Annotated in this window: 11 protein-coding genes and 1 pseudogene; 8 read left to right on the plus strand and 4 right to left on the minus strand. The window is 65.2% G+C overall.

What is annotated here, in order from left to right; all coding sequences use genetic code 11:
* The first annotated feature begins 71 nt into the window (after window positions 1-71).
* The 4 genes from SH602x_RS05950 to SH602x_RS05965 all read left to right on the plus strand — a co-directional run bounded on the left by SH602x_RS05950 (window position 72) and on the right by SH602x_RS05965 (window position 4,420).
* On the plus strand, window positions 72-1,061 hold the full coding sequence (locus tag SH602x_RS05950; protein ID WP_479475913.1) for a DUF1559 family PulG-like putative transporter: 990 nt from the start codon (window positions 72-74) through the stop codon (window positions 1,059-1,061).
* 185 nt (window positions 1,062-1,246) lie between these two features.
* Window positions 1,247-2,494 carry an outer membrane protein assembly factor BamB family protein gene (locus SH602x_RS05955; RefSeq protein ID WP_479475914.1) on the plus strand — a complete coding sequence of 416 codons (1,248 nt, stop codon included), beginning with the start codon at window positions 1,247-1,249 and terminating at the stop codon, window positions 2,492-2,494.
* A gap of 90 nt (window positions 2,495-2,584) precedes the next feature.
* A complete protein-coding gene (locus tag SH602x_RS05960; RefSeq protein ID WP_479475915.1) occupies window positions 2,585-2,971 on the plus strand; it encodes a hypothetical protein in 387 nt (128 codons plus the stop codon).
* A 93-nt stretch (window positions 2,972-3,064) separates the two neighbouring features.
* On the plus strand, window positions 3,065-4,420 hold the full coding sequence (locus SH602x_RS05965) for a YncE family protein (RefSeq protein ID WP_479475916.1): 1,356 nt from the start codon (window positions 3,065-3,067) through the stop codon (window positions 4,418-4,420).
* Between the two features lie 17 nt (window positions 4,421-4,437).
* On the opposite strand, the gene SH602x_RS05970 is transcribed toward SH602x_RS05965, so the two are convergent.
* Window positions 4,438-4,866 (minus strand): hypothetical protein, encoded by a 429-nt coding sequence (locus tag SH602x_RS05970; RefSeq protein ID WP_479475917.1) that lies wholly within the window; start codon window positions 4,864-4,866, stop codon window positions 4,438-4,440.
* A 100-nt stretch (window positions 4,867-4,966) separates the two neighbouring features.
* A complete protein-coding gene (locus tag SH602x_RS05975) occupies window positions 4,967-5,449 on the minus strand; it encodes a hypothetical protein (protein ID WP_479475918.1) in 483 nt (160 codons plus the stop codon).
* 270 nt (window positions 5,450-5,719) lie between these two features.
* Between SH602x_RS05975 and SH602x_RS05980 the strand changes: the two genes are divergently transcribed.
* The 3 genes from SH602x_RS05980 to SH602x_RS05990 all read left to right on the plus strand — a co-directional run bounded on the left by SH602x_RS05980 (window position 5,720) and on the right by SH602x_RS05990 (window position 8,629).
* A complete protein-coding gene (locus SH602x_RS05980; protein ID WP_479475919.1) occupies window positions 5,720-6,748 on the plus strand; it encodes a DUF1559 family PulG-like putative transporter in 1,029 nt (342 codons plus the stop codon).
* Window positions 6,749-7,110: 362 nt separating this feature from the next.
* Window positions 7,111-7,842 carry an SAM-dependent methyltransferase gene (locus SH602x_RS05985; protein ID WP_479475920.1) on the plus strand — a complete coding sequence of 244 codons (732 nt, stop codon included), beginning with the start codon at window positions 7,111-7,113 and terminating at the stop codon, window positions 7,840-7,842.
* A gap of 52 nt (window positions 7,843-7,894) precedes the next feature.
* A complete protein-coding gene (locus SH602x_RS05990; RefSeq protein WP_479475921.1) occupies window positions 7,895-8,629 on the plus strand; it encodes a hypothetical protein in 735 nt (244 codons plus the stop codon).
* 199 nt (window positions 8,630-8,828) lie between these two features.
* Here the strand turns inward: SH602x_RS05990 and SH602x_RS05995 are convergent.
* A pseudogene (locus tag SH602x_RS05995) lies at window positions 8,829-9,278 on the minus strand (NnrU family protein); the annotation flags it as partial.
* A 348-nt stretch (window positions 9,279-9,626) separates the two neighbouring features.
* Between SH602x_RS05995 and SH602x_RS06000 the strand changes: the two are divergent.
* Window positions 9,627-10,043 carry a hypothetical protein gene (locus tag SH602x_RS06000; protein WP_479475922.1) on the plus strand — a complete coding sequence of 139 codons (417 nt, stop codon included), beginning with the start codon at window positions 9,627-9,629 and terminating at the stop codon, window positions 10,041-10,043.
* A 70-nt stretch (window positions 10,044-10,113) separates the two neighbouring features.
* On the opposite strand, the gene SH602x_RS06005 is transcribed toward SH602x_RS06000, so the two are convergent.
* Window positions 10,114-12,510: a G8 domain-containing protein gene (locus SH602x_RS06005; protein WP_479475923.1), complete on the minus strand. Its 2,397-nt coding sequence runs from the start codon at window positions 12,508-12,510 to the stop codon at window positions 10,114-10,116.
* Between the last annotated feature and the right edge of the window lie 232 nt (window positions 12,511-12,742).

The following is a 12,742-nucleotide window of genomic DNA, read 5'->3' on the forward strand; positions in this document are numbered from 1 at the left end:
CTGGAAACGATTCGCCGAAAAGGCCTATTGCAAATCGATTGCACGTTCGACAGAATCTGCAAATCGATTGCATGACGGTCAATTCAGGCGGAGACGAGACCATGCGAGCCCGGGGATTCACGTTGGTGGAGTTGCTTGTCGTTATCGCGATCATCGGCGTGCTGGTCGCGCTGCTGTTGCCGGCCGTGCAGGCAGCACGCGAGGCGGCGAACCGGATGTCCTGCTCCAACAACGTGAAGCAGATCGTCCTGGGGATGCACAACTACGAGTCGTCGCACCGGATGTTCCCGTGGGCGACGTCGACGTCGAATTTTCAGTACTCGCCGCAGTCGAAGGTTCTTCCGTACCTCGAACAGAAGGGGCTCGAGGACCTGATCGACTACTCGCAGCCGCTGATGCTCGGACAGGCGTGGAGTCCGACGCTGAACCCGGTCTACGAGCGGGTCGCGGCGACGCCGCTGGAGGTCTTCCTCTGCCCTTCCGACGGGAACGATCCGCTCAGCTACAAAGGTACCGAGCTGATGGCGGGCGGTAACTATCCGGTCAACGTCGGCTCCGGTCTGGGGCTCAACTACGCCGCGCGGAACAAGACCGACGGCCTGTTCTACAACGAGGCCAGGCGGAAGTTCGCGTCGATCACCGACGGAACCAGCAACACGCTGATGATCGCCGAGACCCTGCTGGGATTGCGGCAGGACAGTACGACGCTGATCGACTACCAGCGACAGATGCAGGTTTACAGCGGCGGATCGGCCGGCACGGTAGACGCCGCCACGCTGGTCGCCGGCGCCGGAAGCAGCTTCCGGGGGACGCGGGCGCAGAGCTGGCTCTACGGCGTCGGATACAACTGCACCGTGAACGGCCATCTGCCTCCGAACAGCCGGACGCCCGACGTGCAGTTCCACGGCGACGGCATCCTGGCCGCGCGCAGCAATCATCCGGGCGGCGTGCAGATCGGCCTCGCCGACGGCAGCGTCCGCTTCGTCGCCGAGACCGTCGATCTCGACACCTGGCGGCGCCTCTTCTCGATCGCCGACGGTCAGCCGCTGGGGCAGTTCTAACGTCGGGCGACGCTCTTCCCTTCTATCGCTGTTCGGGGTTCGACATGTTCGTATTCGCCATCGCCGCATGCGTAGCCTGCGCCGATCCTTCGGCGCTCGAGGCTGGTTCCGCTTCGTCCCGATCCGCAGACGCCGGCTGGTCGTCGTTTCGTGCCGGGGGTTCGTCGTCGATTGCGACGTCCGACGTGCCGAGCCAGTGGAACGACCAGACCATCCGGTGGCAGCGCGAGCTGCCGGGCTATGGCCAGTCGAGCCCCGTCCTCTTCGAGGATCGTCTCTACCTGACGGCGGTCGAGGGTCCTCAGAAGGAAACGAACCTGCTCCTGGCCGTCGATCCTGAGACAGGCGAAGCGCTTTTTCAGCGCCAGTTCGCGACCAGCTTCCCGGCACCGTCGAAGTACAGCGTGGCCCGAGCGGCGCCGACGCCTGCCGTCGACGAATTCGCCGTCTATGCCTTCTTCGAAAGCGGCGACTTCCTCGCGCTCTCGCATGACGGGGAGACGCTCTGGCAGCGTTCGCTCGTCAAGGATTACGGCGAACTCGACACGGTGCATGGACTCGGCTCGTCGCCCGCCCTGTCCGGCGAGACGCTCTACCTCAACGTGCAGCGTCGCGGCGCTTCTTACCTGCTGGCGATCGACAAGCGCACGGGCGAGAACCGCTGGAAGGTCGATCGCCCTTCGGGTTCATCCTGGACCACGCCCGTCGTCGGACGCATCGCGGGAATCGATCAGCTCGTGGTCAGCGCCAGCGGGGCGGTCGAGGGTTACGATCCGGCGACCGGCGAGAAGCTGTGGTCGGTCGACGGCCTGGACGGCAACGCGATTCCTTCGCCGACGATCGAGGAAGGTCTCGTCTTCGTCGGCGCCGACCTGTCCGAGCGTTCCTCCGCGGAAAAGGTCCGAAAGTCGAACTGCTGCCTCCGCATCCAACGCGACGGCGTGGCCTTCCGTGCCGAAGTCGTGTGGAGTTCCGAACGGGCGCTCGCGCATTACGCCAGTCCGCTCGTCCACGACGGGCACGTCTACTACCTCTCGAAGCAGGGCGTCCTGCAATGCACCGACGCCGCGACCGGCGAGACGCGGTACGTCGAACGGATCGGCAGCCCCTGCTGGTGCACGCCGGTCGCCTGCGACGATCGCGTCTTATTCTTTCAGCGCGACGGCAGCGTCGCCGTCGTTCGCAGCGGCGAAGCGTTCGAGTTGCTCGCGGAGAACCGTCTCTGGGACCCTGCGGATGCTCCTCAGCCGGAGACCTACCGCGAGTACGTCGAACCGGCCGGCGTTGAACCGTCCGGCGACGCGGCTCCCGGCGCGAGCGGTCGCGAGCGTTCCGCCGGAAGCGCCGATCCGATCGTCTACGGAGTCGCCGCTTCGGAAGAGGCGTTCTACGTCCGCACCGGGACGCGGCTCTACGCGATCGGCGCGCGTTGAACCGGGCATGCGCCTGGTGAGTCAGGCACACGCCCCATGAGTCGTTCGTCCCAAGTCAGCTTGCCAGCTTCCGCCTTGCCTTCGTTGAAGATGCGATTTCGACTTCCAAGCCTGCTGATTCTCGGAACGATCGCTCTCCTCTTCGGGTGCCGTCAGCCGGTCGAACCGCCCACGGACGTCGCGGCGCGAACGCCGGCGTCGATCCAGGTCGACGGGAACGACTGGAGTCGCGTGCCGCGCGACCTGTCGGGCGATTCGCGACTGAAGCGACTCTTCCGCGATCGGAAGGAGTTGGCCGAGAGTCCGGACGTGAGCGGGACGCTCGTCGCGTACGAGTCGGCGTCGGGAGATCGCGTCCGTTTCTACTGGATCCAGGCCTGGTCCGACAGCGACGGCTGGACCTGGGTCGAGACCGACCGGGACGGCAAGTTCCTGGCCTCGGGAGAGGGAGCCGGACCGCGGTTTCCCGGACCTTGATCGCCAGAAGCCGTGGCGGCGCTGAAACCGTTTTCTTTCTGCTCGCTTGCTCTATCCACGTTCGAAGTTGCCATGATCTGCCTCCGTTCGCCCATGTCGCTGCTTGCGACTACCTTTCTACTCATCGGTTCCGGCGTCGCAGCCGCGCAGGAGTCCGACCTGACCTCCGCGCGACTCGCGAGGCTCGTCTGGCAGGACTACGACACGAAGACGCTTCAGTGGGGCGAACTCGTTCGTGAGGGAGAAGCGCTTCGACTTCGCAAGGGCGGATCGGTCAGCGACTTTCCGAAGCTGGACGCCAAGCGTCAGCAACTCGTGCAGATGGACCGGGTCGGACGGACGGTCCTCGTCGGCGTTCGCGACGATGCGGGCGGCGGATTCGAAAGCGGCTGGGCGTCCGTCGACCTCGGCGTCGAACGCGGCGCGACTGGCTGGCGCTACGAAGAGGCTCCCCGGACGATCGGGAAGTCGCTCAATGACTCCCAGGGCAACCCGGCTCACCTCTACGTTTACGACGGGGTCTTCTACCTCGCGAACGATGCCTTGAACGGCTTCACGCGGCTCGACCCCGCGCTTCTCGCGAAGAGCCCTGCCGAGTACCGCGGAACGTTCCATCGCGGCGGGGGCGGGCATATCACCCTCGCCGCCGTCGCCGACAAAGTCGTCTACAGCACGTGGATCCCCGGCGACGGTCCCCGCAAGGGCCGCGTCGACGTCACCGATCTGAGCCAGCCGTTCGACCGATCGATCGCGTACTCCTTCTTTCTCCCGAACGGCGGGCTGCACGGTGCGACGACGAACAGCGGGAAGGTTTTCTTCGCGCCGTCCGACGGCATCTCCTGGATCGACGCCGACGAAGGTCTGGCGAAGAACGCGGAGCAGGTCCAGACGCGACATCTCTCCCTCGGAACGGACCCCGAGACGAAGCGCCCGCTGCGCACCGGCGCCTTCGCGAACCTGGAGAACTGGACCCTGTTCACGACCGGGCGCGGCAAGAACTCCGTCCTGTGCGTGATCGACGCTGCGGCTGAAGCGCCCGCCGTCGTCAAGCTCTCCCTCCCGACGACGGACGGACTCTCCCTCGTCACGCCGGAGTCGGTCGTCACCGAGCAAGGCAAGCGCTACGCCTTCGTCTTTCAGAATCGCGCGGAGGGCGAAGCGCAGGAGACGCTGACGGTGATCGATCTCGATCCCGACGGCGATCGCGATCCCTCGGACGCCCGCGCGATCAAAACGCTGGAGGTCGGCGCCAGTCAGGTGTCAGGTCACTACGGTCATCATGCCGTGGCGTTCGACGACGCGGGTCGCTACGCGTTCATCGCCAATCCCGGGGAGGGGGAGATCTGGCTCCTCTCGCTCGCCGATCTCGAAGTCCTCGCGAAGCTCGATACGAGCGGCGCCCCCACCAAGATCCTCGCGATCGGCGGCGACGAATCGAAGCAGGAGTAGGAACTGCGAGGGCGTTCCTACGCAGCGGTATCGCGCGGACGAATTCTCCGACGAAACGCCGCGAAGAGAACCGGCGCGACGGCGTAGGTCGCCAGCAGTCCGTAGTAGAGCGCGGCTGAAACAGGGTCCCGGCCCAGAAAGATCTCGGCGGGCGTGAGGCCGCTAAAGCGCATGCCGACGCTCAGGTCGGCCAGCAGCAGCAGCACGGTGGCTGCAGCCGATATGCCGACGAACGATCGCAGGTCGCACTCCGCGCAGGCGCCGGAGGCGATCCAGGCCGAGAGGAGAATGATCGCCAGCAGGAACGGCGCTTCGGCCAGTTCCGCGTTCCGCTCCCCGAGCGCGGGATCCAAGGCGAGCACGCGGACCGTGCCGATCAGAATTCCCGCGCCGAAGACCAGAATGAAGTAGGCGAGCGCCACTTCCCAGACTCGCAGCGGTCTCATGCGGTTCGTCGAAGGCGAACGGAGGAAACGGTCTTCAGGAGCGTAGGCGGATCTCCGCGACCGGGGAGTCGCCTCCGCGGCTCGCCGCTGCCGATCCGCCTCAGAATTCCGCTTCTCCGACAGGAAACTTCGCCGCCTTCCGCATGATGGCGGGACCGCGAACTGTCGCTTCGATCTGCCAGAGCTGCCCCGGCTCGGGCCATTCGAGCGGGCGGTACGAAGGGTCTTCCGGACGGCGATGGATGCCGATCGCGACGACGAGCCTCCGTTCGCCGCAGGCGACGCTCGCCGTGTCGTCGGCGTAGACCTCCGACACTTCGACCGGAAAACCGTCGCAGAACTCGGCGATCGTGGTTTCCGCGTGTCGCAGGGTCTGCTCGTTCCGCTCGTTATGCCGTCGGGTGCGAGCCGCCATCTGCGCTTCGACCTGGCTCGCGAGCGGCTCGACCGGACCGGCGCTGAACAGCTTCCCCGCGTCGGTGAACGCGGCGAACAACCCGGCCAGCGCGGCCGCGGGAATCAGGAGCAGCAGACTGGAGATGAGCCTGCGAACCATTGCAATTACCAAATAAGCGATAAGCATCAACGCTCGTTAATGATATCGCGACATTCGCCGGCGCGGTAGGCGCGTTTCGTCGTCCTTGCCTACTGACCTCGCGACGTCGAAAAATCCGACACGCGTCGAACAAATCGACATTCGCACGCTGCCGCGCTCTTCCGCCCAATGCGTCAAGCGCCGCGGAATCCGGCGGAAACGCGACGCTTCGCTCACGAACGCTGGTTGGAACGAGACATGCTTAAGGTGGCCGGAACTTGCCCGCTCTTTCCTGCCTGACGATCGAAGGGATAGTCGATGTCTGTTGTTTCGCGTAGCCGCCGAGGTTTCACGCTGGTCGAATTGCTGGTCGTGATCGCCATCATCGGCGTGCTCGTCGCTCTGCTGCTTCCGGCGGTGCAGGCCGCACGCGAAGCGGCGAACCGCATGAGTTGCGGCAACAACATGAAGCAGATCGGGCTCGCGCTGCATAACTACCAGTCGGGCCTGCGTTACTTTCCGCCGAGCTATTGCATCGCCCCCGGCGCCGTCTCGACGGGCAACAACGCCTCATGGTCGATCCATGGGCGGATCCTGCCCTACGTGGAGCAGGGGAACGCCTTCGATCGCGTCGACCTGTCGGTCGCGTGGGACGCGCAGCTCGCGACGGGCGTCCCCACCATGCGAGTGGAGATCTATCAATGTCCCAGCGAAGCCAACAGCGTGATGCGCACCAAGAACGGGGCGGACTTCACGCATCCGCAGAATTACGGCTTCAACTTCGGGACCTGGTTCGTCTACAACCCGACGAACCGTCAGGGCGGGGACGGCGCCTTCTACCCCAATAGCAAGCTGTCGCCGGCTTCGTTCACGGACGGACTGTCGAACACGCTCGCCGCGAGCGAGGCGAAGGCCTTCACGCCGTACGTTCGCAACACTGCCGGTCCCGGCGCGACGCCTCCCACCGATCCCGCCGTGATCGCGGCGCTCTCCGGCGATAACAAGTACGGGCCTGATACCAACAGTTGCACGGGCCACACCGAGTGGTGCGACGGCGGCGTCCATCACTCGGGCATCACGACGACCTTCACGCCCAACACGAAGGTCATCAAGGTCGTGGGGAACATCAACCACGACATCGATTTCAATAGCCAGAAGGAAGGCCCCGGCGTGACGGAGATCACCTACGCCGCGATCACCGCCCGCAGTTACCACAGCGGCGGCGGAGTGAACTGCGTCCTGATGGACGGCTCCGTACGGTACGTGGCCAAGACCGTCGATCTGCAACTATGGCGCGCCGCGGGCACCCGCAACGGCGGCGAAGTCCAGGGCGGCTCCAACCTGTAACCTCGACTGCGACCGGGGACGCTCCTGGGGGCAAAAAAAAGGAAACTGCTGCCGCTGCTTTCCAGGTCTGCGGCAGCAGGCGGGCGGCCTTTCCCTGACCGGGGGCCGCCCGCTCCCATTGTCGCCGATGCTCCTCGGCGGGGAGCGTCCGCTGTCGGACTTCGACCTCCCCGTCGACCGCCCTGCTGAGGTCGGTTTGCGACGCTGGCGTTCGGAGAGAACGATTCCGCAGATCCCGCCCCGTGGATCCATGGATTTCTGCGGAACGACGAAGCGCTGCCCGTGCAGATCGCGGCAGAAGTCGCTCTACTCGCTGTCGTAGCGATCTCGCTTCGTCGAAAACTCTCCCCGGCAGCCGCTCCGTGAACGATTCGCCTTCGGCGCCGCGCCGCCTCTCCCGACGTGCGCTCTTCCTGATCCTCGGCGCCGGCGCCGTGCTCGCGGCAGGACTCACGACGCGATACCAGTTGCTTCGATCGGCCGCGATTCCGACGAGCTTCGCCCCCGGCGAACGGGAACTCCGCAACGCGCCGTTCATCACGTCGCCTGACCGCGTGGTCGACGAGATGGTCGAGCTCGCCTCGCTCACGGAGGAGGATGTGGCTTACGACCTCGGCTGCGGAGACGGGCGGATCGTGATTACCGCCGCGATGAAGAGCGGCTGTCGCGGCGTCGGGTACGACATCGATCCGAAGCTGGTCGAAGAAGCGACCCGCAACGCCGAAGCGCACGGCGTGGGCGACCTCGTCTCGATCGTGGAGCAGGACGTCTTCACCGTCGACCTCAGCCAGGCCGACGTCTGTCTGATGTACCTGCTTCCCTGGATGGTGAACAAGCTCGTCCCGCAGTTCGAACGGATGGCGCCCGGCTCCCGCATCGTCATGCACGAGTTCTGGATCGATCAGGTCGTGCCCGACAAGATCGTGGAAATTCCGGTCGACGGGCGCAGCGATATCTGCCTGTACCTCTACACGACGCCGCTTCGTCATGACGCCGGCATGGAGGTCGGCAAGCCGCCTAGAATCGAGAACGTCGTGACGGCGTCGTCAACTGACCTACCGATTGGTTCAGTCGACGACGACTCGACGAGGTGAATCGTCCGCCGACCAGACGATTCGAGGTTCTGGCCGAGACCCGAAGACGCGCATGATTCCAGACCTGCCCGACAATACGAATGCGCTCGTTCTTTCCTACTTCGGCATCCGTCGGGCGATCGGGCTGATCGGCGCGGCCCTGCCTGTGGCGCTCGGTCCGATCGGCTGGCTGATCGGCATCGAGATCCAGGACAACATCAGCAGCTACTACCACACGGGCCTGCGCAACATCTTCGTCGGCGCGATGTGCGCGATCGGCGGGTTCCTGTTCTGCTATCGGGGCGCCGATCGGATCGAAACCTTATCGGCCCGCTTCGGCTGCGTCGCCGCGCTGGGCGTCGCCCTGTTTCCTCTCGACGCGAACAGCGATCCGCTGCTTCAGAAATCGCTCGTCGGGTATCTTCACTCGCTCAGCGGCGGGGCCTTCTTCCTGACCCTGGCGGTCTATTCGCTGTATCACTTCCCGCGATCGACGAAGAAACATAGCGAGCATGAACCGCATCCCTGGGAACGCCTCTTCATCTACCGCGCGAGCGGCATCGTCATCATGCTCAGCATGCTGGCGATGGGGACCTATCTCGTGCTGCTGCCCGGCGCTTGGAAGGCCGCGCTCAACGACTATCGCTTTCTGTTCTGGATGGAGTGGATCGCGATCTGGGCGTTCGCCGGGGCGTGGCTGACGAAGGGCCGGGCGATGGTGGCCGATATCGCGGTCGAACTGCTGTCGATTCCCCGGGAAGCCCTGGCTGATCGGCTTCCGAAGCGGCGCAGGTCGGCGGATCGCTGAGCGACGAAGGAATCCGCGGAAGGAAGAACGGCACGCCGCTTCGTTCGTACGCCAGGTACGTTCGACCGTAAGCCGCTCGCAGGCGGACCTCTTCATGCACGGAGCCGGCGACCAGATAAAGCGTCGCCGCGGCGTTGAACGCCGCTAGGTTCGTCGTCATCCGCGGCCAGAGCCAGAAGATCGGAATGAACGCCAGGTTCAATGGATGCCGGCTCCAGGCGAACGGGCCCGGAGGACGCGACAGGCCATCGGCATCCAGCGCCGGGCCTTGAGCCTCGGGTTCGGGCTCGGGTCGCTCGCCGCGACTCCAGACCAGTAGGTTCTGAGCGCCCGTGATGCGGAGGATGCCGATCTGGCGTGCCGCCGCGACGAGGCAGAGCAGCGCCGTCAGTTGTCCTAGAAGCATCGCGTACGCCAGCGGTCCGCGAACGCGATAGAGTTCGACGTTCGGTTGACGTCGAATGTAATCAACGAGCAGCGCGAACGTCACGAGCGACTGACCGATGTAGAACGGACGATAGAGCCCGTTCCGGTTACGCTCGCCGAACGTTCTCGCGGCTGCCTGTTTGACGGGCCGGCTCGCCAGTACGCTATGCACCACGGCGAACAGGGCGACCGCGGCGCCGATTCGGATCACGCTTCGCCACATCGGTCGCTCCTCGCAAGTTCGTGCGTCCTACCTCCGTCCCGCGCGGGTACTATTCCCTCAGCGGTGCGAATCGGAAGGGGTAGCGTTCGCTCGGATTAGTTGAGTCTGCACTCGGAGCAGTTCAGGGCGCCCCGCTCTCCCGAGGGAGCGTTGCCTGAAATGACCTTCCTGCACCTCGCTCCCGGGAGCGATCTGATCGATGCAGGAGTCGACGTCGGCTCTCCGTTTCTCGGGGCTGCGCCCGATCTGGGAGCCTTCGAAGCGCCGTAGGATGCAACGGACGGCGACGCACGAGGTCGAGCGGTTTCGACCATGCGCGGTCCGGATGACTATGACAGGAAACGTCCGATGAAGAACCTTGGCCTCAGTGCGATCCTGTGCCTCGCCGCAGTCTGCTGCGGAGCCGCCGCGGAGCCGAGCCCCGGCGTTGCCGCGGTCGTCGAGCTCGAAGGGCTGACCGCGGATCCCTCGGTGTTCGAAGTCGCCCAGGCCGGCAAGCCGATCGAGATCAAGTCCGCCGAAGAGGCGGCGAACTTTTTTAAGGACGAAGAGCTGGAGCAGGCGCTCGCGAAGGTCGACTTCGCGAAGCAGTACGTGCTGATCTTCGCGTGGAAAGGTTCGGGGCAGGATCGGCTGGTCAGCAGGGTCGCCGAATCCTATCCCGAGCAGGCGTTCTTCGAGCTCGAACGGGGTCGGACGCGCGACCTGCGCCCGCATGTCCGGATCTACGCCCTGCGCTCGAACGTGACCTGGAAGGCGAAGTAGGCGGTTTGAGCGGCGCCGACGACCGGTCAGTCGTCGACGCACCGATGCCCGATGCGGCTCTCGTTCCTGCTTAAGGGACGAGCGTTCGGTGCGGCAGGAGTTCGGCGTTGCCCGCCGCGTCCACGGATCGCGCGATCAACGCTCCTTCCGCCGCGGCGGACGACGGGACCTCGACCTCCCACTCGGCGAAGCTGTCTCGCACCGATTTCGCCTCGACGTCGTTGACCTTTACCGCGGCCACGGCGCCGTCGTCGGACGACGAACCGCGGACGAGCCATCCGCGATCCGACTTGACCACGTGCGTGACGACCGTCGAGGGGGGAAGATCGTCCACAGGGTCGAGCAGCTTGGGGAATTCGACGCCCGCGACTTCGACGACGCGAGACTCGTCGCCCGTCAGCGCTTCCTCCGAGGCGAACGTGCTCCCGTCCGCGCTGACGAAATCGCCTGACTTCGTGCTGACGATCTTCGCGTGCTTGCCGGGCCCGTAGTAGTCGTGCAGGTAGACCGGCACGCTCGTCGGGGATTCCGGATCGGGACGCGGTCCGCCTCCGCGATTGGCCAGCGCCCGGCGCCCCTGATCCTGACGGTCGATCACGCGCACGTCGCGGAAATGCGACTCGGCGCCTCCGGTCGGATTGTGGTCGCTGATCTGGATCAGCGGCATCGAACTGTAGCGATGCCCCGCGAAGGTCAGCCTTTCCACGGTCAGACGCCCGTACTGCACGCTGTCGTCGTCATGTCCGCGATTGAAGGGCTCGGCGTCTCCGCTCTTGCCCGAGCGGCTGATCGTCAGATCGCGATAGACGTGGCGATCGAAGTTCGGGTGGTAGACGCCGTAGATCGCCTCGTGCAGGGTCATCTTCTCGACGAGTACGCTCGGCGACTGCACGCGGAAGGCGTAGTGCACCTCCCATATCTTCGTGTCGCGAAGGACGAACGGATGCCGCTCGTCCGGTCCGACGCGCGCGACCCCTTCTCCCAGGTTGACGCCGTACAGTCCGTCGCAGTGGGCTTCGTTGCTTTCGAATCGCACGAACGGAAGAGTGCGGATGTCGACGACCTCGATGGTTCCGTCAGGTTGCCGGACCGGAAGCTCCATCTTGAGCGCGCTCGTCTCGGTCGCCTCGAATCGGAATCCGTACCGCTCGTTTTCGCAGGCGACGTTTCGCGTGAACGAGTTACGGCTGTTCGCCCACCAGAAACCGGCGCCGTCGTTCGCGTCGAAGGGGAGAACCTGTTGCCGAAGTTTCCTGCCCTGCATCGCCTGCACCGCCAGGTTGCGATCGAGGACGTTGTCGACCTCGGTGCCGTCCTCCATGAAGAACCCATGACCGACGCTGCGATAGCCGACGCAGTCGCGGACGACGAGATAGTTCGTCCCGTGAATGGTCAGCCAGCGGTTCTCGCTGTCGTGGATCGAGGCGCCGATTACGTAGCTGCCGCGCATCGTGTCGCCGGCGAGGTGGAAGTGCAGCGCGTACCGCCCCAGGACATTCTTCTTTCCCAGATGGCGGAACTCGGCGTAGCTGATCGCTCCCGACGAGCCCCGGTGGTACATCGTGTGACCGCGAACGCCTTGCGGATCGGCGGATTCGACGATCACGTTGCGGCTCAGGTGGGCGACCTCTCCCCGAAACTCGCCTTCGCCGCGGTGTTCGCGATCGAGCGGACGATCGAGTTCGAGCGTCGTCGTCAGATCGTCGCCGTTCAGTCCGACGATGACGCGTTCTTCCGTTTCCAGCTTTTCGCTCGACTGTCCGATGTCGCGCCCCAGGCGCGTGGCGGTGACGATTACGCGGTCGCCGACGCTCCAGCCGGAGACGCCTTCCGCCAGCGTCACGGACGAATCGCCCGCGTTCACGGTCGCGCCGAGCTTGACCCAGGTGCGATTCATCGGCGCTCCGTGGAAGTCCATCTTGGCGCCGCAGCAGACGATGGCGGGGCAGGACTCCGGGTCGAGGCCTTCTACGGCGACGAGCCGAATGAGCGCCCGTTTTCCCGCTTCGATCGGCTGCCCTGGCGATCCGACCTCCAGCGTCGCCCGCTCGGCGACGGGAACCGCCATGTCGTCGAAGTGGACGTAGTCGAAACCTTCCTCGGTCGGGCAGTCCATCTCGTCCACGCGGAGCAGACCCACGTTGAGCCGCGTGTTCTTGTCAGGCGCGAACCGCAGCTTCCCGCCGACGAAGACCGTCCGAAGCGTCTCGTCTGACTCGACGTCGTAGGTGACGGCATGCCCTTCCCGAATATGGACTCTCGCCCCGGCCGCAGGAAGTTCGCCCCCTTCCCACGTCGTCGCCTCCGACCAGAGACCCGACCCGGCGGTTCGCGTCCACTCGACTTCGTCGGCCCAGGCGAGCGAGGTGAAGGGCGCGAGGCCGAGGAGACCGAGGGCGGCGAACGCCGCTGCCGCGGGCCGAAGCCTGAGTTGAATGCCGAGCGGCACGCTCATCGAGGACTGCATGGCGACACCTGAGTTCGGGTTCGGAGTGGAGATGCGTTGTCGAGAGGGGAGGTTTCGACGGAGGGGACAAGCGTGCGGAAGAGAAGCACGACGCGAGTTCCGGGGAGGAAGGACGTTCCAGGCGGGCGGCCTGATTCTAGGGTCTGACGAAGGGCCATGCGAACGAATAGAAGCGACCTCGCGGAGAGTCGTTTCAGCGCTTCTCAGCCGCGCTTTTCGCGCTGATCCCGGA

It is taken from the genome of Lignipirellula cremea (assembly GCF_056501455.1).

Excerpts from the sequence above, each read along its gene's own strand:
- SH602x_RS05950 (WP_479475913.1), top strand. The coding sequence starts at position 72 with ATGACGGTCAATTCAGGCGGAGACGAGACCATGCGAGCCCGGGGATTC.
- SH602x_RS05960 (WP_479475915.1), top strand. The coding sequence starts at position 2,585 with ATGCGATTTCGACTTCCAAGCCTGCTGATTCTCGGAACGATCGCTCTC.
- SH602x_RS05965 (WP_479475916.1), top strand. The coding sequence starts at position 3,065 with ATGTCGCTGCTTGCGACTACCTTTCTACTCATCGGTTCCGGCGTCGCA.
- SH602x_RS05970 (WP_479475917.1), bottom strand. The coding sequence starts at position 4,866 with ATGAGACCGCTGCGAGTCTGGGAAGTGGCGCTCGCCTACTTCATTCTG.
- SH602x_RS05975 (WP_479475918.1), bottom strand. The coding sequence starts at position 5,449 with ATGCTTATCGCTTATTTGGTAATTGCAATGGTTCGCAGGCTCATCTCC.
- SH602x_RS05980 (WP_479475919.1), top strand. The coding sequence starts at position 5,720 with ATGTCTGTTGTTTCGCGTAGCCGCCGAGGTTTCACGCTGGTCGAATTG.
- SH602x_RS05990 (WP_479475921.1), top strand. The coding sequence starts at position 7,895 with ATGATTCCAGACCTGCCCGACAATACGAATGCGCTCGTTCTTTCCTAC.
- SH602x_RS06000 (WP_479475922.1), top strand. The coding sequence starts at position 9,627 with ATGAAGAACCTTGGCCTCAGTGCGATCCTGTGCCTCGCCGCAGTCTGC.
- SH602x_RS06005 (WP_479475923.1), bottom strand. The coding sequence starts at position 12,510 with ATGCAGTCCTCGATGAGCGTGCCGCTCGGCATTCAACTCAGGCTTCGG.